The 24,430-nt window shown below is 30.8% G+C and carries 30 protein-coding genes and 1 rRNA gene; 6 read left to right on the top strand and 25 right to left on the bottom strand.

Annotation, left to right across the window (positions count from 1 at the left end):
• Window positions 1-26: 26 nt before the first annotated feature.
• The 11 genes from KQI42_RS19995 to KQI42_RS19950 all read right to left on the bottom strand — a co-directional run bounded on the left by KQI42_RS19995 (window position 27) and on the right by KQI42_RS19950 (window position 5,450).
• On the bottom strand, window positions 27-941 hold the full coding sequence (locus tag KQI42_RS19995; protein ID WP_216522376.1) for a hypothetical protein: 915 nt from the start codon (window positions 939-941) through the stop codon (window positions 27-29).
• 39 nt (window positions 942-980) lie between these two features.
• A complete protein-coding gene (locus tag KQI42_RS19990) occupies window positions 981-1,523 on the bottom strand; it encodes a hypothetical protein (protein ID WP_216522373.1) in 543 nt (180 codons plus the stop codon).
• Window positions 1,524-1,733, bottom strand: a complete 210-nt coding sequence (locus KQI42_RS19985) for a hypothetical protein (RefSeq protein ID WP_216522371.1) — start codon at window positions 1,731-1,733, stop codon at window positions 1,524-1,526. It lies immediately after the preceding gene.
• 14 nt (window positions 1,734-1,747) lie between these two features.
• Window positions 1,748-1,981, bottom strand: coding sequence for a hypothetical protein (locus tag KQI42_RS19980; protein ID WP_216522369.1), 234 nt, complete (start codon window positions 1,979-1,981; stop codon window positions 1,748-1,750).
• A 2-nt stretch (window positions 1,982-1,983) separates the two neighbouring features.
• Window positions 1,984-2,139, bottom strand: a complete 156-nt coding sequence (locus KQI42_RS19975) for a hypothetical protein (protein WP_216522367.1) — start codon at window positions 2,137-2,139, stop codon at window positions 1,984-1,986.
• A gap of 11 nt (window positions 2,140-2,150) precedes the next feature.
• Entirely contained in the window at window positions 2,151-2,984 is an 834-nt protein-coding gene (locus KQI42_RS19970) for a pentapeptide repeat-containing protein (protein WP_216522365.1), read from the bottom strand.
• A gap of 143 nt (window positions 2,985-3,127) precedes the next feature.
• Window positions 3,128-4,030, bottom strand: coding sequence for a phosphoadenosine phosphosulfate reductase family protein (locus KQI42_RS19965; RefSeq protein ID WP_216522363.1), 903 nt, complete (start codon window positions 4,028-4,030; stop codon window positions 3,128-3,130).
• A gap of 3 nt (window positions 4,031-4,033) precedes the next feature.
• The gene (locus KQI42_RS19960; protein WP_216522361.1) at window positions 4,034-4,564 is read right to left on the bottom strand and encodes a hypothetical protein; all 531 of its coding nucleotides are present in this window, start codon (window positions 4,562-4,564) and stop codon (window positions 4,034-4,036) included.
• Window positions 4,565-4,732, bottom strand: a complete 168-nt coding sequence (locus KQI42_RS19955) for a hypothetical protein (protein WP_216522359.1) — start codon at window positions 4,730-4,732, stop codon at window positions 4,565-4,567. It abuts the gene before it with no gap.
• A gap of 79 nt (window positions 4,733-4,811) precedes the next feature.
• Window positions 4,812-4,943 carry a hypothetical protein gene (locus KQI42_RS21565; protein WP_281420528.1) on the bottom strand — a complete coding sequence of 44 codons (132 nt, stop codon included), beginning with the start codon at window positions 4,941-4,943 and terminating at the stop codon, window positions 4,812-4,814.
• A gap of 3 nt (window positions 4,944-4,946) precedes the next feature.
• Window positions 4,947-5,450: a hypothetical protein gene (locus tag KQI42_RS19950; protein ID WP_216522356.1), complete on the bottom strand. Its 504-nt coding sequence runs from the start codon at window positions 5,448-5,450 to the stop codon at window positions 4,947-4,949.
• 63 nt (window positions 5,451-5,513) lie between these two features.
• Between KQI42_RS19950 and KQI42_RS19945 the strand changes: the two genes are divergently transcribed.
• On the top strand, window positions 5,514-5,897 hold the full coding sequence (locus KQI42_RS19945; RefSeq protein ID WP_216522354.1) for a hypothetical protein: 384 nt from the start codon (window positions 5,514-5,516) through the stop codon (window positions 5,895-5,897).
• On the opposite strand, the gene KQI42_RS19940 is transcribed toward KQI42_RS19945, so the two are convergent.
• From KQI42_RS19940 to KQI42_RS19925, 4 genes are read right to left on the bottom strand one after another with little or no spacing between them, the layout of a single operon-like run.
• Entirely contained in the window at window positions 5,860-6,072 is a 213-nt protein-coding gene (locus KQI42_RS19940) for a hypothetical protein (protein WP_216522352.1), read from the bottom strand. The two genes, KQI42_RS19945 and KQI42_RS19940, sit on opposite strands and share 38 nt — an antisense overlap.
• 16 nt (window positions 6,073-6,088) lie before the next feature.
• On the bottom strand, window positions 6,089-6,847 hold the full coding sequence (locus KQI42_RS19935; RefSeq protein ID WP_216522350.1) for a Rha family transcriptional regulator: 759 nt from the start codon (window positions 6,845-6,847) through the stop codon (window positions 6,089-6,091).
• A 3-nt stretch (window positions 6,848-6,850) separates the two neighbouring features.
• Entirely contained in the window at window positions 6,851-7,180 is a 330-nt protein-coding gene (locus tag KQI42_RS19930; RefSeq protein ID WP_216522348.1) for a hypothetical protein, read from the bottom strand.
• A 21-nt stretch (window positions 7,181-7,201) separates the two neighbouring features.
• Window positions 7,202-7,420, bottom strand: a complete 219-nt coding sequence (locus tag KQI42_RS19925) for a helix-turn-helix transcriptional regulator (protein ID WP_216522346.1) — start codon at window positions 7,418-7,420, stop codon at window positions 7,202-7,204.
• Window positions 7,421-7,675: 255 nt separating this feature from the next.
• On the opposite strand from KQI42_RS19925, the gene KQI42_RS19920 reads away from it, so the two are divergent.
• The 4 genes from KQI42_RS19920 (at window position 7,676) to pdxR (ending at window position 11,353) form a co-directional block, all read left to right on the top strand.
• A complete protein-coding gene (locus KQI42_RS19920) occupies window positions 7,676-8,044 on the top strand; it encodes a helix-turn-helix domain-containing protein (RefSeq protein ID WP_216522344.1) in 369 nt (122 codons plus the stop codon).
• Between the two features lie 384 nt (window positions 8,045-8,428).
• Entirely contained in the window at window positions 8,429-8,692 is a 264-nt protein-coding gene (locus KQI42_RS19915) for a helix-turn-helix domain-containing protein (RefSeq protein WP_216522342.1), read from the top strand.
• A gap of 2 nt (window positions 8,693-8,694) precedes the next feature.
• Window positions 8,695-9,777 (top strand): tyrosine-type recombinase/integrase, encoded by a 1,083-nt coding sequence (locus KQI42_RS19910; protein ID WP_216522340.1) that lies wholly within the window; start codon window positions 8,695-8,697, stop codon window positions 9,775-9,777.
• 115 nt (window positions 9,778-9,892) lie between these two features.
• Window positions 9,893-11,353: a MocR-like pyridoxine biosynthesis transcription factor PdxR gene (gene pdxR, locus KQI42_RS19905; protein WP_216522337.1), complete on the top strand. Its 1,461-nt coding sequence runs from the start codon at window positions 9,893-9,895 to the stop codon at window positions 11,351-11,353.
• Window positions 11,354-11,417: 64 nt separating this feature from the next.
• Here the strand turns inward: pdxR and KQI42_RS19900 are convergent, their stop codons facing one another.
• The 3 genes from KQI42_RS19900 to KQI42_RS19885 form a co-directional block, all read right to left on the bottom strand.
• Window positions 11,418-12,911 (bottom strand): glycine betaine uptake BCCT transporter, encoded by a 1,494-nt coding sequence (locus KQI42_RS19900; RefSeq protein ID WP_216522335.1) that lies wholly within the window; start codon window positions 12,909-12,911, stop codon window positions 11,418-11,420.
• 109 nt (window positions 12,912-13,020) lie between these two features.
• Window positions 13,021-14,331: a betaine reductase selenoprotein B gene (gene grdH, locus KQI42_RS19890; protein ID WP_246566754.1), complete on the bottom strand. Its 1,311-nt coding sequence runs from the start codon at window positions 14,329-14,331 to the stop codon at window positions 13,021-13,023.
• A 12-nt stretch (window positions 14,332-14,343) separates the two neighbouring features.
• Window positions 14,344-15,669, bottom strand: coding sequence for a glycine/sarcosine/betaine reductase component B subunit (locus KQI42_RS19885; RefSeq protein ID WP_216522329.1), 1,326 nt, complete (start codon window positions 15,667-15,669; stop codon window positions 14,344-14,346).
• A gap of 274 nt (window positions 15,670-15,943) precedes the next feature.
• On the opposite strand from KQI42_RS19885, the gene KQI42_RS19880 reads away from it, so the two are divergent.
• Window positions 15,944-16,612, top strand: coding sequence for a TetR/AcrR family transcriptional regulator (locus KQI42_RS19880; RefSeq protein WP_216522327.1), 669 nt, complete (start codon window positions 15,944-15,946; stop codon window positions 16,610-16,612).
• Window positions 16,613-16,702: 90 nt separating this feature from the next.
• Here the strand turns inward: KQI42_RS19880 and KQI42_RS19875 are convergent, their stop codons facing one another.
• From KQI42_RS19875 to rrf, 7 genes are all read right to left on the bottom strand, one after another.
• Window positions 16,703-17,512 carry an alpha/beta fold hydrolase gene (locus KQI42_RS19875; protein WP_216522325.1) on the bottom strand — a complete coding sequence of 270 codons (810 nt, stop codon included), beginning with the start codon at window positions 17,510-17,512 and terminating at the stop codon, window positions 16,703-16,705.
• Window positions 17,513-17,571: 59 nt separating this feature from the next.
• Window positions 17,572-18,624: a YkvI family membrane protein gene (locus KQI42_RS19870; protein ID WP_216522323.1), complete on the bottom strand. Its 1,053-nt coding sequence runs from the start codon at window positions 18,622-18,624 to the stop codon at window positions 17,572-17,574.
• Between the two features lie 175 nt (window positions 18,625-18,799).
• Complete coding sequence (locus KQI42_RS19865) at window positions 18,800-19,744, bottom strand: 3-hydroxyacyl-CoA dehydrogenase family protein (RefSeq protein ID WP_216522321.1); 945 nt, start codon at window positions 19,742-19,744, stop codon at window positions 18,800-18,802.
• Window positions 19,745-19,826: 82 nt separating this feature from the next.
• Window positions 19,827-21,116, bottom strand: coding sequence for a GntP family permease (locus KQI42_RS19860; RefSeq protein ID WP_216522319.1), 1,290 nt, complete (start codon window positions 21,114-21,116; stop codon window positions 19,827-19,829).
• A 67-nt stretch (window positions 21,117-21,183) separates the two neighbouring features.
• Window positions 21,184-21,945 carry a 3-hydroxybutyrate dehydrogenase gene (locus tag KQI42_RS19855; protein ID WP_216522317.1) on the bottom strand — a complete coding sequence of 254 codons (762 nt, stop codon included), beginning with the start codon at window positions 21,943-21,945 and terminating at the stop codon, window positions 21,184-21,186.
• Window positions 21,946-22,247: 302 nt separating this feature from the next.
• Window positions 22,248-23,954 carry a sigma 54-interacting transcriptional regulator gene (locus KQI42_RS19850; RefSeq protein ID WP_216522315.1) on the bottom strand — a complete coding sequence of 569 codons (1,707 nt, stop codon included), beginning with the start codon at window positions 23,952-23,954 and terminating at the stop codon, window positions 22,248-22,250.
• A 348-nt stretch (window positions 23,955-24,302) separates the two neighbouring features.
• Window positions 24,303-24,419 (bottom strand): 5S ribosomal RNA (rrf, locus tag KQI42_RS19845).
• Window positions 24,420-24,430 lie beyond the last annotated feature (11 nt).

Genomic DNA, 24,430 nt, shown 5'->3' with positions numbered 1-24,430 from the left:
TAGTCCAATACTTGTAAGCAAACAATTTAACCGCCCCTTTCCTGTCTTTCTTTCGCTTCTCTTCGCTTTCTTTGAAAGATATCTTCTAGTTCATCATTAGTGTAATTGTCCGTTCTATTCTTTTCTGTGTGAAATCTAGTCCTTTTAAAATTACTTTGCGTTGATTTAGAAGCTGTTTTATTATTTTTCAAACATTTCCCCCATTCTACATATTTTTTAAAAGAAGTATTTATTTGACTTCGTGGATTAGATTTTGCTTTAAGTGGTTGATCTAGTTTATACATTTTCCATTGCTCTATAGCTTCTAATAAATTTAATGCTGGATATCTTTCTCCTAAAGTCTTATACATTTCTAAATCTTTTTCTCTATCTAGTGGATAGTTTTCTATTTGATTAAGAATATCTAGGAATTGTTTTTCGTCGTCGGATAATATATATATATCTTCTTTAACATTCTTATCATTCTTTACATTATTAACATTCTTGTTTGTCTCCAGTGACTGTTTATTTTCTGTTTCTAAACTGTTTCCAAACTGTTTCTTTTCTGTTACTTCTTCATCTTCTTCGCCTTGGTAAGCATTGTAATTTACTATCGTGTAATGTGTTTCTGTTCTGTTACCTTTATCACCATATATAGTTATCATGTCATTTTCTTCCAACCAATCTAAAATATCCTGTATAGTTTTAGCATTAGGCACTTTTAATTTTCCTCTTTCATACCATGCAACCCATCTGCATATGTCTCTAACACTTGTCAATCTTTCGCCACGTCTTATTAGTTTTTTCCCTGTTATCTTAGAGCCTTTTTCCTTATAAGGTATCTCATTATCTTGATGATTAGCTTCCATTAGAAGTCTTTCAAATGTTCTAAGATATAAAGGTGGCATCTGATATATATCACTATCAACAATTTGTCTATGAAGTCTTACCCAACCCTTCAATTTACATCACCTACTTTAGTGCCTAGGGGCTAATCGCCCCTACTTCTTCAGACTTTCATAGCCTTTACAAACCATGTCATACTCTGCTTTAGTTAATTCTGTTATTTCTTTTCCTAACTGTTTCTTAACCTGCTCTTTAACTTTTTCTGCATCTATATCTACAGATTTAGCTATTGCATAAAGTCTTGCAATCTGTTTATCTGTTAAACTTTTTGATTGAACCATAGGTTGATTCTCTTCATCTTCTCCCAACTCTTCTAATGCCGTCATTCCAACATTGGTTAAATCTCTTAATGCCCTTGCTTTCGCTCTAGTCTCTGCCATTCTAATTTTATGTTGTATTACAAAACTTCCTACGTTTTTATTGTCTGCATCACCTATTCCGTCAAATGCATCCCCGTTTTTTGTTGTCGCTCTAGCTTTTACAATCGCTAGATAATCATTATCTTTAGAAGGAATTTGTATTAGCTCTGTATTTATGCCTACTAATCCTTTTTTGTGTGCAAGATCCAGTAAACCCTCATACGTAACAAATTCTTTGCCCTGTAAAGTAACAATAAATTTCTTATCTATGCTAGACATTTAGCCAACCCTCCAATCCTTAAACTTTCCTTTATTCAATTTTTCTCCGCACATGGGACAATGTTTATATTTCCTTCTAGGGCTTTTAGGAGTAGAATTATATATCTTTGCACAATACGAACATTCTCCGTTGCTTTGCTTACGTTCTTCACATCTAGGGCATTTCTTCTTTTGCCCTAGAGGAAGCCCGCATATTAGGCAGTAATTCATTTCTCCACCATCCTTTAACCACAAAACGGTTCTATCACTTCTATAATTAACTTGTCCTTATTATCTTCTTTAACTCTGTAGTAAGCTTCTAGCCATCTTGGTTCATCTTCTCTTACTACATTACAACCTAATGTTTTATTGATTAAATCTAATGCTACTTTTAAATCTATACAGAAACTTTTATCAAAAATGTATTCTGTTATTTTATCTTCCCTCTGCCTGTTTTGAGTTATCTTTATCTCTACCATTTTTACTCCTCCGCAATTTTATTTTCTAAGTTTCCTTTCATAAAATCTAATCCACTCATAGCTAAATCTATCTGATTGTTCTTTAATGCTCTTTCTATTCCTTCTATAAAGCGAATTAACGCTCTATAATCATCGTTTGTAATTAATTTCACTCTCATAAGATCACCTTCTATTCAACTTTTATCCCTGTGATTTCCTCAAATTTCTTAGCGTTAAAATTAGGGATATTTTTAATCTCTTGTTTTTCTTTATCTGTAAGTACATTCCACATATTCCTGCAAGCTTCCTTATATTCAAATACTTTTAGGTATCCACCCAATGTTTCGTAATCGAGATGTTGTTTCTTTTCTTCTTCTGTCATGTTTTCGGCATATATCCATACTGTAGATTCAAAGTTCCAATACAATATTTCTGCTGCTCTTGTGTTTCTCCATTCGTTTATTGTCATATCTGTTTCTATGTCAAAGATTTTGATTTTAGGATTCTCTGTACAAAATACACCTGAGTTCCCATCACCTGAGTTCCAATCACCTGAGTTCCAATTACCTGAGTTCCAATCACCTGAGTTCCAATCACCTGAGTTCCAATCACCTGAGTTCCTATTACCTGAGTTCCCATTACCTGAGTTCCTATTACCTGAGTTCCAATTACCTGAGTTCCAATCACCTGAGTTCCAATCACCTGAGTTTTCTCTCCCGGTGCAATCCTTGCCAGTATTCACCAGTTCTAAGACCTCATGCCATGTTAATTCTCTAACTATACGAATTTTATTAGTTACACTTTTAGTTTCATCTGATTCTACCAATCCCAAAGCTTCTACTTCTGCTACTTTATTATTGCTATCAAAGTTATAATACTTAAAACAATCACTAGCCTTTCTACAAAAATGAAATCCACTTCCACATAATTCTATATTTCCTTTATGCTCATACGTTTGTCCTACTTCGTATTGAAAATCTCTGCATGTCCAATTTGGATTAAACACTTTAAATCCTTTTATCATCTTTTCATTCCTCCTAATATGTGCTACAATGTAGCTAACGTTTTCTTTTTGAATTAGAGATTGTTTCCCTAATTCATTCCCCGACCTTTTCAGCGGCAACTGAAGGGTCTTTTTCTTTTTTGTTATACAACTTGTTCACCTCCTCAAAACATACTAATCTGAATATGTTTGTAGTCTATTCCCGTCATATCAAAATACTTTGAATAGTTCCTCAAGAATACTTGATATGCTCCTAGATGTGTTTGGCTTAATCTTTGTATTCTATTAATAGGAAACTCGTGTTGTACTCCAAATCCACAGTACATACAGCCATTTCTTTTGTATCCTAGAGAATACAGTTTATTTACTTTTAAGTTATAGAAACTGATATAATCCCATATGTCCTTCTCTGTCCAAAACATTAATGGTCTTGATTGTTTTTCTCCTTTTCTACCAAATGCATTGCACCCATTACTTAACCAACTATCTTTTCTTTGTTGACTTTCTTCTGCCATCATTCCTACAAAGCTACACTCATATCCATTTTTCTTACTATATTTTTGTAATTCACCATGTTTTAGCTTAGAACAACACATATCACTAAAAGGGCAATCTAGATAATCAATATATTTTTCTCTATGTTTCTTCATGTACTTATAACTATTTTCTTTAACCTTTTGACTTCTAGCATTTCTATAAGTTCTTATGTTCCCTGCAATCTTTTTAGAAAACATTGGGTAACCATACTTCTCTACTACTTGTTTAAAATTCATCTTAGGTTTTATTTTTATTAAATTGCACTCATTTTTCTTTTCTCTAACTCTCTCGTATGTCTCCGGATATTCTACTGTTGTATTAGCGAATATATGAAGTATTTCTGGGTATTCTTGCATTATTAGATGGCTCATAACTTCGCTATCTTTACCGCCACTATAACTTACATAGCAATGCTCTATTCCAAATTCATTTATTGTTTCTCTTATTCGCTGTTTAGATTTAGCTATTTTAATGTCTAGAGGTAAACTTTGTAGCATTATCAATTCGTTATAAGTTCTGATCTTGTCCACCTCCTAGTTTTTTAAATATTCGCTTTTGCTTTCCATGCGAACCGGGAGTATTAACATTTCATCGTTTTTACAAGTAATAATTATTGGTTCTAAATCCCTGCTGCCTTCAAACTTAATACCACTAGCCTTTTCGTCAATCATTTCAATAAATCTGGAATTAATATAAATGTATTCTTTTCCCTTGAAGATCCTGTGATTATCCCTATCTGACATATGGATCAACCTTGTATTTTCTATTTCTTCTGTTTCCCTATTTTCTAGTAGTTCTAGCCATTTAGGTTTTTTAGTGCTTTCTGAAATCTCAACTTTTTTATAACTGGTAGTTATAATTACTTCTTTACCTTTCTTGCTTTCACTTGGGATAAGCCCAAATTTCTCAACTAGCGAACATAATATTTTTCTATTTTCTTTTTTCTTTAGATCTGTTTTTATAATCCAATAGCCATTACATACATAATCTATACCATTAGTTCTGTACCAAAAGATTGTGCTAGACTTCTTTATTTCACTACTTACTTTCGCTACTTTAAACACTTATTCCACCTCCGTTATTTCCTCACATGTTTCCATTGCAATGTCATATCCTTCCCAATTATTCACTCCTGCACCTTGTAAGGCATAGAATTTTTCTCTAATGTTATATAGCTCTAAATATTCCTTTTTAGTTATTGTTATTGTCTCCTCTTCTAATCTAGTTTTCATTTGTTTACCTCCTTCTTTTCTTTCTTAACTTTTATAAGTTTAAAATCTTTCGCCTTTCCGATATATCCGTATATAAGTTTCAATTCAGCACCCCCTCTCTATACTCTTCTATCAATATTTGTTTTAACTCTGCTTCTAGTTTTGTGATTTCTTCTTTGATTTTTTCCTTTCTCTTGAATAGTGCTTCTATATTTTTGTTTATCTCGTTCATTATTTAACCCTCCTTTTTCAAGCTTTCATTGTAATCTTCTATAATTTTAAAAAATTCACTAGCCTTGATTTCTTTAAGCTTATCTTTAGGACTAAATTCTTGTTCTGCACAAAACGAACAATATACAACTCCTTCTATTTCAAACAATCTTGATGACAATCGACCGCCATACCATCTATTGAAATAAAGTGGTACTGATGGTCTAGATAAAATATTTAAATTGTTTGATTTTAATGTTTTAAGCCATTCTTTAGTTGTTTTAGAATTTGCCTTAAATCTTGATAATTCATCTTTAGGCTTACAAAGCTGCTCCTTAAATTTCTCCTTATCTTCTTTAGTTGCTACAATAAATAAACTTTTATTATTTACATAATAAGCTTCTGCCGTTATCCCAAATTCCTTAAAAAACTTATTTACTACTTTTCTGACTTGTTCGCTGTTTTCTATATATTCTAAATAATCTTTTCTTAACCTCGAGCCTTCTTCTGCAATATAAAATTTCTCCATTTTTAACCCTCCTTTTAACTTGTCCCCCTATATGGTAAAATCTTCTTGAAAGGGGGTGAAAATATGAGCAGTAAAGAAAATGTTAAATACAATTCGTTTGCTGATATCCCTAAACATTACTTTTTAACGGTTTTTGGCATGGTCTTTCCTTATATATTGCCTTATATTAGTATTGCAAGATTATCCACTGATCAAAGATACGTTCTAGGTATCTCTATTTGTGTGATTTCAACTATTGTTTTTATGCTTTGTAATTACAATTATTTAAACAATCTAATGCTCGATAGCTATAAAACAAAATTTAGTCTAAAATCTATACAAACAGAACTAACAACACTGAAAGATGCAACAGAAAGTATTTCTGAAGATAACAAGGCGTTGAGAGCAGAAAACTTAGAACTTCAGAAAATTATTCAAAATTATCATTTAAAGTATCTGGAAAAATAATTTCTAACCGTTCATTAAACCTTTTATCTAATACATTTTTAACACCCTTTGGTAATAGCCAGCTAGTTCGGTTGATGACTAGATTTGTTTCAACTTGAAGCTGGCTTATATCCTGCTCTAATTCCCGTATCTTTCTTTCCAACTCGTCAAAAAGTTCTTTTACTTCTTCATCCATGACTTTGCTCCGCCTCCTACGCAACCTTGTATTTAATTGCCATTTCTTTAACTATTGCTGTGTAACCTTCTATAAGCTTCTTATCATCTGCTATTACATCAACGATAGTTAGCTTGTCCCTCTTAGATTTACTAACTCCTTCGTCTGCCATTCTTCTACGTTTATTCGTAAGTCTTGTCTGAACATCTACTCCTAATCTTTGATTTAATAAAGTGTAAATCTCTTCTCTAATTAACTTTATGTTTTCATATCCTCCTGCATTTAAAGCCATTTTATTTATCAAAGTACTGGTTTCTTTTCTCCAACTTTGGGGATTTAAAGTTATTACATCCCTCATGTTTTGTATTTCTTGTTTTGCTTCATTGACTTCTGATTCTAACTTATTAAGTCCTAACTCTAGATTTATGAGTACCTGTGTTTGGGGACTCAATTGTGAAAACATGTCTGATTGTCCTTTCTTTATTGTTTCTTCCATTTTGTTGAAAGCTTCGATATATTTCAGTTTCCATTCTAGTGCTTTCTTGCCTGTGAATCCCATCACCAGTAAAGAAAAACCATCCCTAGTTAAAAGATATTCTTTGTACTCATTCCCCCTGTGATTAAATGTTTCAGGAATAAAATACTTTAACTCCTCATTTTTGAGGGGTTCATTTTCTATTAAATTTTCAATATCTCTAACTACATTAAAATGTTCTTTACCAAAATTCTTTGCTACTTCTCTACTACTTACTACTAAGTTTCCATTTTGACTATATATGTTTATTAAGTCACTCATTAGTTAAGCCTCCTTACCTATATTTAGAAATCTAGCTCCATGCTGGAAAACAACCCTAACATAATCTTTTAATTCTTGATTTTCTATTTCTAATTCCTTGATTCTTTGTTCTAGCTCTCCTTTCTCTCTTTCTAGCCTTTTTCTCTCCAAGGGAGATAATTTACTTAACTCTACTCCCTCTAATTTTGCTATGTGTTGTGGATTAAAGCGAACAGATGGTATTCCTTTTACCGGGGTTATGATTTTATCTTTCATCCATCTATCTATAGTAGTGATGTGGACTTGCCATCTTTCAGCTAAATCCTCTTTAGTTAGTAGTTTTTCTCCCTGCATTTTTACCACCTCATCTTTCTCTTAGTTCGCTTGTCCATTTTCAATGTGTGGATTAATTTGGAATACCTTTTCAACATTTTCCCCCAATGCCGATGAGATTTTTTGCATTGCTTCTAAACTAGGGTTTGTCCTTTTACCTTTTGCTAACATGTATATATAAGTCGGAGTCAACCCAGCTTCCTTACCTATAGCTCCGTAGCTTTTTTTCTGTTTTTTTCTTAAAACGTCAATTCTATTCATCTTTTCCACTTCTTTTCACCTCACTTTCGTTCATTCATAAACTGTATGTTTATATTAACATGAACTCAAAGTTAATTACAACATCGAAATAACCTTATAGTTTATCATATTTCGCATAAAAAATAAACTACAAAGTTATTTCTAATTTTTTCTTCCGTTTCCTCACTTTTTCATTGACTTTTATTAACTATGAGTTTATAATTTAAATAAACAACCAGTTTATAAATCAGTTTATATAGGAGTGTGTACGAAAAAATGTTAGGTGATAATATAAAAGAATTAATGAGAATAAAAAAAGTTTCTTCAAAAGAATTAGCTAATCTCGTAAATGTTAGCCCTACTCACATAAGTTATGTTATAAATAATAAAAGATATCCTAGCCTTGAACTTTTAGAAAAAATAGCAAATGTCCTTGAGGTATCGGTTGATGATTTTTTCAAAGAAGATAGCGAATATAGCACAAAAATAAAAAAAACCCCTTCTATATTAGAAGGAGCCAATGAAAACACTTTGAAATTTTTTAAGGAACTAGAAAAATTGGGGTTATTTAGCGAAGATATGCCAAAAGAAGAACTTGAATACCTTATCAATATAATTAAAGTCGCTATGAACAAACCTGACTAAGCAAGGATCTTTATATCGACATTTTTTTAATTTTTTGCAATAATGTATGTAATTCCTTATTAGTTAGGTTATTTAATTTTTTAATTGTTTCTTCCATAACCATCCCCCTTTTGCATTTTACATCAGAACGTATGTTCTTATAATATTATATGCTTTTTTTGTCGAAAGTTCAAGTATGAAAACGTTTCTTTTTGTAGATTTATTATACTATTAAGTTAAAAATCCGTCAAGCATTGAAATTACTGACTTGTATCGGTTATCGACTACTCACAAGTGAGTAACAATTCAATCATTTGACTACTCATTTAGCCAATAATTGGTAGAATTTACTACTCATTTGTGAGTAGTTTCCTTGGTACAATTGTACTAAAGGAGTGTCGGAATATGTCTAATATAGTCGGAAAACGTCTTAAAATAATAAGAAATACTATGAAATATTCTCAAAAAGATTTTGCCAACTACTTAGATGTGAGTATAAGGAGTTACGAAAGATGGGAGCAGGGTAAAAACATTTCTGACGTAAACAATTTAATTAAGATAGCTGATAAACTTAATATAAATATAGATTTTATACTAGGAAGAACTGATGCAATTATAACTTACTACAATTATAAAGATATAGACAAATATTTTAACGAAGGAGGATAAAAATGGATTACAAAGTGTCTTATAGAGAGAAAGACGGTTCGATTCAAGCTATTATCAGTTACAAAGATGGAGATAAGTGGAAACAAAAAGCCAAGCAAGGTTTTAGGATTCAGAAAGACGCCAAGCCTTGGATTAATGAAACTTTAGATATGTTAAAGGAAACTGTAACAGTCGCAGAGGAGTTTAGAGGTATCACATTCGGCAAATTTAAAGAAATATTTCTAAAAGATAAAGAGAAAGAATATGCCTATAATTCAATTAAATTTTATAAAAAAGCTTTTGCAAAATTTAAAGATTTAGATGATATCCGCTTGACGGATGTTGGATATATAAACATAAAACCATGCGTCGACCAAATGATTGATGAAGGTTTAAAAAACTCTACAATAAAAAACTACTTAGCTAAATTAAAGACTACTTTTAATCATGCTATTGAAAATTACGAAATTATAACCACCAATCCTGTTAATATTAAAAAATATAAACTGCCTATTCAATCGTATGATGTAGAGGAAGAAGTTAAGGCTTTAAACGAGGATGAAGTAAATGCTTTGTTATCTCGACTAAAGGGTAGGGATTATTTTATATGTCTCATAGCGGTGAAGTGTGGGTTACGACTTGGTGAAATAAATGGTATCGTAGATGATGCTAGTGTAATTGATTTCGAAAATGCAGAATTACGAGTAAAACAACAGTGGAAAGAGCTTGAGGAAGGTAAGTATGGGTTAGGATCTCTTAAAACCAAGAACTCCTATAGAACTGTCCCAATCCCTAAAAAATATATAGCAGAATTTAAAAAATATACTCAAACTTGCGTTAAAGATATGAATAATAGAATATTTATTGATAAGACTAACGATGCAACTGGCGAAAGAATTAGAAAAAAATTCACAAGGTGGGGGTATAATATTTCCATTCATAACCTGAGACACACATACGCCACGACTTTACTCTCAAATGGAATAGATTTTGAAACTGTAGCCGAACTTATGGGTGACACTGTTGAAATGGTAATAAGAACTTACTCTCATGTGATTGACGATATGCGTAAAAACGCCAAAACAAAGATAGACAATATTTTATAAAAATTTTTTTGACGTTTCGTCTGCCGTTTTTATAACAAGTGAGATAATCCCATTGATTAAAGCACCATTTATTGATATACTAAATGTACCCATACATTTTAAAGGAGGGTTAACTTTGAAATTAGACTATGATCTTTTATTAGATAAAAATATAGCTACACCTTTATATGTTCAGTTATATGAAAAGTTTAAAACTTTAATAGAGGAAAATCAACTAGAAAATGAAAAACTACCTTCTATTCGGAGTCTTGCTAAAAAATTAGAAGTGAATAATGTTACTATTATCAATGCTTATAAACTATTAGAACAAGAAGGCTATGTCTATTCTCTTAAGGGAAGCGGCACTTATATAAAAAAATCTCCCATAGTTGACGATTTACCTTATATTGAAGAAGGAGATATGGAATTAATGGTAAACGGGATTCTCCCTTTATCTAAAGATAGCATAAACTTTGCTAGTGTTTCCCCCACTGCTGATTTGTTTCCTATAGAAGAATTTAAACACGCCTTAGTTGAAGTTTTAGATAGAGACAAGGGGCAAGCCTTCCTATATCCTGAAATTACAGGATATGAGCCTTTAAGAGAGTCTATCTCTAAATTCTTAATGGAAAATTATAATACAAAAGTAGATAAAAGTCAAATACTTATAACTTCTGGAGGACAGCAAGGGTTAGATATTATTTCTAAAACGCTTATTCAACAAGGAGATTATATTTTTGTAGAAAATCCAACCTACTCTGGTGCTATTGCTGCATTTAAGTCTAGGGGAGCTAGGATTATAGGAATCCCTATGGAGGAAGATGGGATCAATATAGACTTATTAAAAACCTATATTAAAAGATATAGCCCTAAATTTATATATATAATGACTAATTATCAAAGTCCTACTACTTACTCCTATAGTGATGAAAAGAAAAAAGAAATTCTTTCTTTAGCTAAAGAAAATGATTTTTTTATAATTGAAGATGACTTTTTAACAGACTTATCCTTTACTGCCGAAACAAAGCTTCCTTTAAAATCCATAGATAAGCTTGACCAAGTAATATTCATTAAAAGTTTTTCAAAAATTTTTATGCCAGGAGTGAGAATTGGGTTTATTACTTTACCTAACAGGCTATTTAAAGAAATTGTAAAGGCAAAACATACTACAGATATTTCCTCTTCTGGCTTTTTACAAAGAGCTTTTGATTTGTATCTAAGAAAAGGATATTGGAAAAGTCATATTGAAAAAGTAAAAAAGGTCTATTCACAAAAGTATAAGATTATGACAAAGGAACTAAATAAACTTAATCAATATGGAATAACATACTTAGAGCCTAAAGGCGGTCTTAGTTTATGGCTTAAACTACCTAAAGATGTAGATGCTTTAGAATTATATAATGAATGTACTGAGAATAATTTATCTATAGTTCCTGGAAAAATATTTTTCACTGATGATTCTATTTATTCTAACTATATTCGTCTTAGCTTTGGTGCAATAAACAATGAACAAATAATAGATGGTATAAAAATACTAGAAAATATTTTTAGCAAACCTTTTAAAGATAGTGAAAATAAATATCTTCCATTTATATAGAGAGGGGTCCCAATGGGGACCCTTTTATATATAAAATATATATTTTTGTCTAAAAAATTATAATTTATTCTATCTTTTCTTCCTTAAGAGCTTTTAACACTGATACCATTGCAAACAGCATTACAAAAATAAATGGAAATGCTGCTGCTACAGACGCAGTTTGTAAAGCCTCTAATCCACCTGCAAGTAGTAAAGATGTTGCTAATAATGATTGCACAAGTCCCCAAAGAATTTTCCTCCTGTTAGTTGGATTTAAATCTCCTTCAGAAGTCAACATTCCTAGTACAAATGTAGCTGAATTAGCAGAAGTTATAAAAAATGTACTCAATAAAAGTACTGTAACCAAAGAAAGTATAGTACTCAAAGGATAATAATTAAATACTTGAAATAAAGCTGTTTCTGGAGCCTTTGCCGCTACTGCCAATCCCTCTAATCCAATTTTATCAATAAGATTTAAGCCCATAGTACCAAAAGCTGAAAACCATACAATTGATGCTAATGCTGGTGCAAAGATAACTCCTCCTATAAACTCTCTTATAGTTCTTCCTTTAGAAATACGAGCTATAAAAGTTCCTACAAATGGTGCCCAAGCTATCCACCAAGCCCAATAAAATATTCTCCAAGATTTTAACCAATTATTAGCTCCAAAGGCTTCTATACTTAAACTATCTTTTATAAAATCATTAATATATTGACCTAATCCATTAGTAAAAGAATTAATTATTTTTAATGTTGGTCCCAATATTATTACAAGTCCTAACAATAAAAAGGCCAAATATAGGTTTATATCTCCCAAAATCTTAATACCCTTATCTATTCCACTTACTGCAGTCCAAATAAATAGTATGGTAATAACCACAATTATTCCTACTTGGACTAATGTTGTTTCAGGAATATTGAATAAATAACTTAATCCACTATTAATCTGTAATGTTCCAAGTCCTAAAGATGTCGCTACACCTGCTACTGTAGCAAATACTGCAAGGATATCTATTGTTTTTCCAATGGGACCATTTACCCTTTCTTCTCCAAGTAATGGTATAAAAATGCTGCTTATAAGACCAGGTTTATTTTTTCTAAATTGGAAATATGCAAGAGCAAGACCAATAATACTATAGTTTGCCCAAGGATGAAAACCCCAATGCATAAATGAAGACTTCATAGCAAAGTTTGCTGCTTCTATACTACCAGGTTCTACTCCTACTGGGTTTACAAAATGAGATATTGGCTCAGCTACTCCCCAAAACACAAGACCGATGCCCATACCTGCTCCAAATAGCATAGCAAACCAGGAAGCAGTACTATATTCAGGTTTTGAATCATCTGGACCTAGTTTTATATTTCCATATTTACTAAATGCTAAAATAAGAGCAAATATTACAAATAGAAACATGGATATTAGATAAGCCCAACCAAAGTTAGTTGTTAAAAAATTTAGAAGTGAGTTTGCAAAATTTGCAAAATTTTCTTTTGCAACTATACCCCATAGAACTATAGCTATGGATATTATGAGAGACACATAAAAAACCGTATTATTTTTCTGTTTTCTATTATCCATTCCATCTCCTCCTAACTTAACATGATTAAATTGTTAATATTTTAATCATGTTGTTTCCAAATAAAGGGTGATAAATTATATCACCCCTATTAATATATAAACTAATTCTTTAAATTTTCACCTTAAATACAGTCTGTTCTTCTACATCTTGTGTTAATGCATCTAAAGCTACCCCTACTCTATGATGTCTAAGCTTCCACTGTACTTCTTTTGGTGTTGCTGGATCTCCTAAAGGATATGGGATAGATATTGTCGGTACTATTTTATTTGCTCCTACCGTTGTTGATACTGGTATTAAATTACACATATGAACTACTGGGATTCCTGCTCTCTCTATTTCTTTTACCATTGTTGCACCGCAACGCGTACAGGTACCTCAGGTAGAAGTCATTATAACTCCATCCACTTTATCTTTTAGTAATTCTTCTACTATTTCTTTTCCCATTCTTGCTGCTTCTGCTTGGGTAGTTCCTGTTCCTACAGTACTGTAAAAGTATTTATGAAATTTTCCTATTTTTCCCTCTTTTAGATATTCTTTCATAGAATCCACTGGTACTATTACATTTGGATCTGCATCTGCTGCCGCTGGGTCAAATCCCGCATGGATTGTCTTGTATACTCCACCTTCTAATCTTTCAATATTAGATATGTCATATTTTCCCCATCTTGTTGCTGATGCTGATTGGATTCTATCTGGATTATCTATCGGTACTATTCCTCCTGTTGTAACTAATGCTATATTTGCTTTACTTAAATCTTTAATTGGTGCTGCTATAGGCACTCTATCTAGTTTTGGTATTGGAAGTTCTGTTTTAAAAGATTCATTGTTTAACTTTTTAACTAGCATTTCAACTCCTCTTTCAGCTGCTGTCTTTTCTGTATCTAACCATACCTGATGCCTTATTCCTCTTGGGAAATATCCTTCTTCATCAGCTGATCCCAGTTTCTCTCCTTTTAAAATCTTGTTTCCAAAGTTAGACATTACTTTTACATCTTCTCTTAGTTTCGCTGCACTTTTGCCTCCTTCAAAGATGTAAATGTCTTTTTTAAACATTTCTACTCCTGGATTTTCTTCATTCATTGATGTTATTACTGGTACATTAAATTTTTCTTTTACTGCTTTACATATGGTTCCACAGGCTACTCCATATCTTCCTGCTTGAAAAGCTGGTCCAGCTACGAATATATCAAATTCTTTATCTTCTAAGAATCCTAATATTCTTTTTACCGCTTCATCTTTGTTACTTCCCATAAAGTTATCTCCACAAATGATTGTATGGGTTACTTCTGCATCTAACATGCTATTTAATGCTAATGCTGGCCCTATTAGTCCTTCCCTTATTTCTGGTTCATAATCTGCGGTATCTTCTCCTCCTATACCTGCAAAAAACTGATTTATATAATGAATTGCTTTTTTCATCTTTCCACCTCCTTAAAATTCCTTCATGGTTTTAGTTGACCATCCAGATATTCTATCTCCACAGAACATTGCATTGTTTTCCATTATTATGGATCCATCTTCTCTTACTGAGGATCCTAGTATTTCATCATAAGCCCATCCTCCAGATAAACCGTCTCTTGCTAAAGCTTCCAGCTCTCCTATAACGTTTTCCATAGGTGGAAGTTCTATTATTTCAGATACATTTCCTGTTGATACTAATGCATTGGCTTTTTCATCTAATGTCACTAATGGTTGGGATGCTCCATCTCTTCCTGTACATTCATTACTTATTCCTACAGTTTTTACTCCCACATCTTCTAGGGCAGCGATACACATAATATAGTCTGCATCAGGATTTCCATAACCTTCTTCTGTTACTATAGCTCCATCAGCTCCTAGAGATTTAGCCATTTGTGCTACAAATATTGATGAACGTTTTTTCTGTTCTAAGGATACATTTAAGTTTGACATGATGATTCCTAAGAAATTTATAGATTTTCCATGCTCTTTATATAATTCTTTTATTGTTGGGAAATTTTGAAAATCATAAGTTGACCACTTTGATGAAGATGGCATAAAGCTTCCTGATATTATGGCTCCATCAAAAACTTCATTAGGATGCATAAAGGTTGGAATGTATTTATTCATATCCCATCCATAAACTAAATCATTATAGCCTAATTCTTCCATTTGAGATTGAGGTTGCATAACAAGTACTACAGAAGGTAGGTTGTTTTCTTTTTCAGTTCTTTTTGTGATAGGTTCTAATTCATAGGATTCAATTTCTTCTGGTTCCAACTCTTTTACTGTATTGCCTAGATATTCAGCAAACCTATGAGCTGCCCATCTAATAGCTTTATTTTTCTTTTGCTGCTCAAATCTTTCAAACTCTTCATCTGTATCTGCAACTATACATACATTGATAAGCTCTGAGAATAGAGTATATTTTGCTCCTTCTCCACTCATATCGATTAATCCATCACCAAAACTACCATAGTGCATACCAACTCCTAAAACACTACAGCCTTTTAATGCATGAATTCTTCCTTCTCCAGCACTTTCTAAATCTCCAGTAACTCCTGGAAACACTGGTCTGCCGTCGGGACGAATTCTAGGTTCTACAGCTTCCTTAACAGGAACTATTCTTGTACTATCTCCTGGCTTAGCTATTACAATATCTAATTCTGTAATATGTTCATCTTCTTTTATAAAAGCTAAAGCTTCTTCTTTGTTAATAGAAAGAACTCCATTGCTAAACATAGTTTTTTCTCCAAAGATAACATCTTTAACATTGAAATTACCTATTTCTAATTTCATCTTTTCACTCCCTTATCACTTTAATATAATTATTCATTAAAATCCTATCACATAGTTGTTTTTTTATCAATCTTGATTATTTTATAATCAAGATTGATTTTTGAATAAATTCTTAAGTTTCCTTCAATTTTCTAATTAAATTGTATCTATCATATTTTTTTTATTATAGATAAATTTTATTCATTATATTTTTCCTTAATTGAGAAACAACTAATTTTATGATATTATTAAAATTAAATATTAAAAAATTATTATAATTTAAAATGGTGGGTTTATGACTAATAAAGAAATGCAAAGAAAAAGAACAATGTCTTATTTTATTAATGCAGCAGATGAACTTATTGAAGAAGAAGGCATAAAAAATATTACCCTAAGAAAGGTAGCTAATAAGGCAGGATATAACAGCGCTACTATATACAATTATTTTGAAAACTTTGATCATCTAATATTTTATGCAGCTATGAGATATATTAAGGATTATGCCTTAGCACTTCCAGGGTATTTAAAAGATACACAAAATGCAATGGACAGATTTTTAAAAGTTTGGGAATGTTTCTGTAATTACTCCTATATTAGGCCTGAAATATATTATGCTATATTTTTTCCTAATTTAGATAAGGATATGGAGCATTATGTTATAGAATATTACAAGCTTTTTCCTGAAGAACTTGGTAATCAAAGTGAAGGTGTATCTACTATGCTTCTTAAGCACAATATAACGGAGAGAGGTATGACTACTGTCAGACAATGTATTGAAGAAGGATTTATCAGAAAAGAAGATGCAGAACAGTTTAATGATATGACACTCCTTATTTATGAAGGAATGCTCATGAGAATTATGCGAAATAAGATTAGTTATGAAGATGCAATAAAAAATACTATGAAATATATAAAGTCTATAGTAGAGCAATTTTTAATTAAGGATTATAAGTTTTATTATTAAAAAGGAAGGAGATTATCTCCTTCCTTTTTATATAACTACACCATCATCTACATTTAGTACTGTTGCCGTTATAAAACTAGCTTCATTAATTTAATTCTCAACAAACTCTTTAATAACCTTATTAAACTTAATAGGATTTTCCATTACTAACAAATGAGTACAATTTTCAAAAATTATAACCTCTGAATTTGTTATTCTTGAACTCATATATTCAGCGGTATCTACTGAATATAGAGTACTTTTTTCTCCATAAATTATTAAAGTCGGTATTGATATTTTTTCTAATACATCTCGATAATCTTTTATTGATATAGAAATCCACATGGAATACATTATATGAGGTGTATTTCTTGCAATTTTATCTAAAGAAATTTTTAATTGTCTATCATCCAAATAGGGAGCAATAGATTTAATAAACTTTTCAGCAAATTCCATCCAATTATTACACATAATTGTTAAATCTTTTAAAGAATCTTCTATAGTATATTTACCGTGATATAATCCTAAATTCCAATCATTACCATTAATAGCTTTAGGACCCATATCTACTATACATGTTTTAGACAATTTATGAAGTCCAAAATGATTTACATATTCAAATATAACTGATGCTCCCATTGACCATCCGACTAATACAACTTTATCTATATCTAAGTAGTCTATAAGCTCCTTTAAGTCCAATGCAAATCTATCTAAAGTTAAACCTTTCTCTGGTCTATCCGATATTCCATGGCCTCTTAAATCATAGGTTATTACTTTAAATTCTTTGCTTAATTTTTTTTGCTGAATTCTAAAAGAGTTGTGATCTTCAGTCCAACCATGAATAAATACTATAGGTATCCCCTCACCTGTTATCTCATAATAAATATTCACTTCATCACTAGTATTAAAAAATGGCATAACGTTTATATCTCCTCTCAATTCAATTTTCGTAAATATATGTTGTCTTTTATTATACACTATTTATTGAATTTTTTTATTGTAGGTCTATTTAAGTTATTAAATAAAATTATAATAAAAAGGATAAATCCTATGTATCCAAAGAGCGGATAGATAATTCCTACCAATTTAGAAAATCCTAATTTAGTTAGTGGAATAGAACTTAAACATAATATAAGAGGAATAAATATTTTATTATGATTTTTACCTTTTAATCTTTCAATGAACCCAAATCCATTTGCTAAAGCCGTGGTGAACATGGCAATCCAAAGAATAATTCCATAAACCTTTCTATATCCTTTGCTTATATAGCTACTTATCCTTATCATAGGAATGTCTAGAGCATATACTTCATTATAAAAAATAAGACTAGATATTAATATAGATACTCCTAAAATTGAGAGAATAACTCCCCCCATTACTCCACTTAGAATAGCAGTTCTCTTGTTATCTATCATAGGTAATAAGGAAGAAAATACTACTATCAATACTAATAAGTTAAACCCTACATATAAAAGAGAAGATGTTATAAAATTACCTTTACTAGTTATAGTTAACCCCTCTATATTTGAAAAATTAAACCCTTCCCTACTTATTAATACTACAGATGAAAATAAGATTCCGATAATTAACAAAGGGACCAATATAGAATTTATGAAAGATAACCCTTCTAAACTAAATAGAAACACTATAAAGCAAGATATAAGCATAACTAATACTCCAACGTTATAATCTACCCCTATCTCCTGCTGAAATATAGCACCACTACCTGCTACCATAATAGTAAATCCAGTAAAAAGAGAAAAAGTTATTATAGTGTCTATGATAATTCCTAATTTTTCTTGAAATAGCTTATTTATTAATTGTTTATAGCTACGAATTCTATTTTTATATACATATATAAGTAAATAAGCTCCTATTAAAGAGAAAAGAATTCCACTTAAAAACATTCCAGTTATTCCTTTAACTCCATATATGCCGAAGAAATCTATAATTTCTCTTCCAGAAGCAAAGCCTGCCCCTATAATCGTTCCTACATAAATAAATCCAATTTTAATAATATTTTTATTCATTTTAAACCTCCTTTCTTAATGTATATTAGACATCCTTTAATTTTTATTACAAAACATAGTCCATCAAGAAAGAAGGTTATACAATTTTAGAGAAGTTAAAAAATATTTCTATATTTAAATTTATATAAAAAACTGAAGATTATCTTCAGTTTTTTATATAAATTATTTTTGTTTTCTAAGCATTGTGTATATATTTTAACATTTTAAAAAACATTTTATCTCTACGTTTTATAGCTTCTTCGTCTTTTCCATCCGAATAATCATAAAATCCTTTTTTTGATTTCACTCCTAATTCATTGTTATCCATTAATTTCTTTAATACTTCTTGTGGTTCTTTTACATCACTTAATTCGTTAAATAAGTAAGAAGATATATAATAAAACGTATCTAATCCTCCTAAATCTGCTGTTTGTAACGGTCCTATTATTGGATATCTAAATCCAGGTCCGTATTTCATTGCTCTATCTACATCTTCAAAAGTAGCAATTCCTTCCTCAACTATATTTAACGCCTCTCTAAATACTGCAAATTGTATTCTATTTCCAATAAATCCTGGGGCGTCTTTTTGAACAACTACTGGTTCCTTATCTATTCTTTTCACTAATTCTACTAACGTATCCACGGTTTTATCTTCTGTTCCATCACCTCTTATTATCTCAACTAATGGTATAATATGAGGTGGATTCCAAAAGTGCATTCCAATAAATCTACTTTTATTTTTTATTTTCTTAGATATTCCTGTAATACTAAGACCAGAAGTATTAGTCGCAAATATAGCATCAGATTTTGCTATTTCTTCAACTTCTCTCCAGAAGTCTTGTTTAATATCCATTTTTTCTATTATTGCTTCAATTATTACATCGGTATCAGAAAAGACTCTCTTATCTGTAGAATAGGATATATTTTTTATAGTGTTTTCTATTTCTGACTCTGTCATAAGACCTTCTTCTATTAGACTACTGTTAAATATAGATACTAACTTTTTAGATTTTTCCAAGAATTCTTCTGAAATATCTGTCATTACTACTTCATAGCCTTTTCGAGCAAATATTTGAGCTATTCCAGATCCCATAGTACCTGCCCCTGCTATTCCAATCTTTTTTATATCTTCTATTTTCATTCTATAACCTCCTCTAAGTTTGATTATCTACACTATATATCCCCGCTTAATTTCTAAATCAAGCAGGGATGATTCAACATTTCTAATATATTCCTAAACTTGCAAGAATTATAGCTGGTATAGATGATAATACTGGTAACAATAAAGAAGTAACAAATATATCTATATAAGACTCTTTGTGAGTCATTCCAGTAATAGCTAATAGAGTTAATACTGCTCCATTATGAGGTAGTGTATCAAGTCCACCAGAAGCTAATGATGCTACTCTATGAAATGCTTCAGGACTGATACCTGTCTCTAATGCTATCTGATAATACTTTTCTCCCAATGCTGCTAATGCTATACCCATTCCCCCTGAAGCTGATCCTGTAGCTCCTGCCAAAATATTAACTGCTACTGCTTCAGAAATGAGTGGACTTCCTTTAATTCCAAGAACTAAATTTGTTAGGGTTTGAAACCCTGGTACCGCTTTCACAACAGATCCAAATCCTACTGCAGCACTTGTATTTATTATGGCAGTAATAGAACCATTTGCTCCTGCACTAATAGTTTTCGTAAATCCTTTGTAAAGCTTAATATTAATTAGCATTGATAAGATTATACCAGAAATCAAAGCAAGAATAATATCCCATTTTAATAAGTTTAATGTTAAAATTACAGAAAGTAAAGGTAATATTGAAATTAATGGGTTTGGTAAATCTGTTAAATGCTCCTCATTATTGTCTTGTTTCTTTTCAGGTTCGGTAAATACTTCACCTTTTGCAGTAAGTTTTTTCTCTCTCCATACTAGATAAGCATATCCAAGACCAAACATAAATAATGTTGCTACTATACCCATTATTGGTGCTGCAGTAGGAGTAGTATGATAATAATCCATAGGAATTAAATTTTGTATTTGTGGTGTGCCAGGTACAGCTGTCATTGTGAAGGTAAAAGAACCAAGAGCTATAGAGCCTGGTATAAGTTTTCTTGAAATATTAGCCTCTCTAAATAATGCTACTGCTAGTGGATACATTGCAAATACAACAACAAATAAAGATATACCTCCATAGGTCAATACAGCACAACCAATTATTACACCTAGAATTGCCCTTTTTGAACCAAATATTTTGGTCAACCATTGAGCAATGGATCTTGCTGCACCAGTATAATCCATTAAATGTCCAAATATTGCACCTAACATAAATACAGGAAACCAAGATTTTGTAAATCCTACAAAGCCACCCATATAAGCTTCTTTATATGTTTCTAATAGTGGAATACCACCTATTAATGCGACTACAGCAGCTGTAAGTGGGGCTACCCAAATTATTGAATAACCTTTATAAGCCAAGAACATTAATAATGCTAACCCAATAAAAATACCTAGCATAAAATTTCCCCCTTCTCTTTCACTTAATCTCCTTATCTTTAGTTAAACTTGTTAAATATAGATTTTATTAATTAGCTGTCCAGCCACCATCTATCGGAATCATCGAGCCTGTGATATGAGCTCCAGCATCGGAGCATAAGAATTTAGCTACATCTGCAATACTTGAAGGTTCTATTAACTTTTTAATAACAGCCTTTTGCAACATTACTTCTTCAATAACTTCATCTCTAGATATTCCATGTGATTTTGCTTGAGCATCAATTTGATTATCAACTAAAGGGGTTCTAACATATGCAGGACATATTGAATTTACAGTTATACCGTATGAGCCACCTTCTAAAGCAGCAGTTTTAGTTAATCCTCCAAGCCCATGTTTAGCAGAAACATAAGCTACCTTAAACTCGGATGCTACTAATCCATGAATGGAATTTAAGTTTATTATTCTTCCCCATTGTTGTTCTTTCATTGAATTCCATACATATTTAGTTAACAAAAACGGAGCTGTTAACATTAAGGAAATCATAAAATCCCATTTATCTTCAGGAAATTCTTCAATAGGAGATACATTTTGAATCCCTGCAACATTTATAAGAATATCTATTTTTAAAAACTTGTCTAAAGTATAATCAACTAGCCCTTTACAATCTTCTCTTTTACTTAAATCTGTTCTAAAAAAATCTGCTTTTATTCTTTCTGATTCAATTTTTAATTTTTCTTCATTAATATCTGCCATGACTACATTTGTACCATCTTTAGCAAAAGCTTCTGCAATTGCTAATCCTATTCCACTAGCTGCTCCTGTCACTATACATACTTTGTTTTCTAACATTTTATATACCTCCTTGAGATTACTTCTATGGTAAAATATAGATATTGCAAAATGTATGCCACTTTCTATTAACATTTTTCTTTACCTCTAAATCATCATCTTTAGACAAAAAAACAAGTATATTAACAATATAATATACTTGTTTTAAATCAATTTTTTAAATTAAATTTTTAAAAATGTAAATTTAAACTTACAATAATCTATTTTTAATGGATTAACTGTAAACTTTTCCATACACATATAACTTTTTAATAAATTAACTGTAAACTTTTCAGACAATTCCTACAATAGTTAAATCTTTATCATTGTCCTTCTATACCATACTTTGAAAGTTTCTCATATAAACTAGTTCTACTAATTTCTAAAATATTAGCAGCTATTGTTTTATTTCCATTAGAAATTATAAGGCTATCTATTATAGCTTGTTTTTCTACATCATCTAAAATTGACTTTAAGCTTTTTATTTCTTTCTTTCGCATAGCCCCTGTAATTTTAGTTGGCAAACATTCAGGTTTTATAATAGTTTCTTCATCTAAAAAATTTATGGCTCTTTCAAGAATATTTTCTAATTCTCTAACGTTACCAGGCCAATCATATTTCTTTAAATATTCTAATGTACTATCAGAAATTTTATCTACTTTTATATTTTCTACTTTCGATATTTTATCAACTAAATGTCTAGCAAGAATAGGAATATCATCTTTTCTATTTCTTAATGGAGGAATTTTTATACTTACTACATTTAATCTATAATATAAATCTAATCTAAACATACCCTCAGATACCATTTTTTCCAGATCTTTATTAGTAGCTGCTATAACTCTAACATCTATTTTTTCTGAAACGTTAGAACCGATTTTTTCTATTTCCTTATCTTGAAGGACTCTTAAAAGTTTCACTTGCATATTCATAGGCAAATCTCCTATTTCATCTAAGAAAATAGTTCCTCCATCAGCAGCTTTAAACTTACCTATTTTTCCGCCCTTTTTAGCACCTGTGAATGCTCCTTCTTCATATCCAAACAACTCTGATTCTAATAATTCATTAGGAATTGCACCACAATTTACTTTTATAAAAGGTGCATCTATACGCCTACTGTTATTATGAATTGCATGGGCAAATAATTCTTTTCCCGTTCCAGATTCACCTAAAATCAATACATTAGAGTTAGTTTTTGCCACTCTTCTTGTAAGCTTCTTTAAATCTTCCATAGATTTACTCTCACTTATAATACTGTCTAAAGCATATTTAGCTTTATTCGCTTTTTTAAATTCATCTTTATATAAATTCAACTCTTTTTCTATTTTATTTATTTCCATATATAAAGAGTTAAGTTCATCTACATCTCTAAATAATACTTTACCTACGGCTCCTACTACTTTTTGATTTACAAACACTGGAATCCTAGTAGCTATCATTTTCTTGCCTTTAATTTCTTGAACTTGTGCTATCTCAGATTTTCCTGTTTTAATCACAATATCCATTCTTGTATTTTCTATAACTTTACTTACATGTTTTCCTATTGTTTTTTCTTTATCTACACCTAAAAAATCTGCATAGGGTTTACTTAACATTTCTATATAGCCTTCACTATTAACATAAACAATTGCATCATTTGTAGCCTCCATTACTGTTTTTAATAAAGAAGATGCTTCTATTTCATCGTCAAATTGTCTAATAAACTCTTTGTATACGTCTAATTTCTGAAATATTATATATGCTCCTCCAGTAGAATCTTTATTAGTAATTGCCTTTTTAACCACAATAATATCCTTATCATTAAATATAAGTCTATGAGTTTCGTGTTCTTTATTAGATTTTAAAAAACTTTCTACCTTAAAATTAGATAATACATTAGATAAATTTTTACTTGAATCCTTTTCTTCTAAACCTAATATTTTTAAAGCCTCATCATTAGAAAAGGTTACATTGCAATATTTATCTACTATTAAAATACCTACACCTAAAGAATTAGTTAGATCATATAAATTTACTTTATTATTAGACATTATTTGACCACTCCTTTTAATTCTAACCTAATTATACCATTCATATTTATATAAAGCTAACTCTACTACATTATATTTCAAAAATGGAGAGAATCATTGATCTTTTCTATGCCATAAAGTCATGTAAATATGCATTACAATATAATAAAAAAATTCCCTGGATATAATTTACCTTATCTAGGGAATTCCTCATTAATGTAACACTAAAATCTTTAAAGTATTTTATTTTTAGGCTAAGTTTTAAAATAGTGTTTAAAATACAACAATTAAACCTATTTATTCACAACTACACCCAATAAAAAAAGCCCTACTTCGACCTACGAAATAGAGCTTTTTATTTAATATGTAGCCTGGCAACTTCCTACTCTCCCAGGGCGTTACCACCCAAGTACCATCGGCGATGAGAGGCTTAACTTCTGTGTTCGGTATGGGAACAGGTGTGTCCCTCTCTCTATCGTCACCAGACGAAAACTAAT

It is taken from the genome of Tissierella simiarum, from assembly GCF_018917865.1.
Taxonomy (GTDB): Bacteria; Bacillota; Clostridia; order Tissierellales; family Tissierellaceae; genus Tissierella_C; species Tissierella_C simiarum.
The sequence above is the reverse complement of the archived record's forward strand: the minus strand, read 5'-3'. Positions and strand labels throughout refer to the sequence as shown.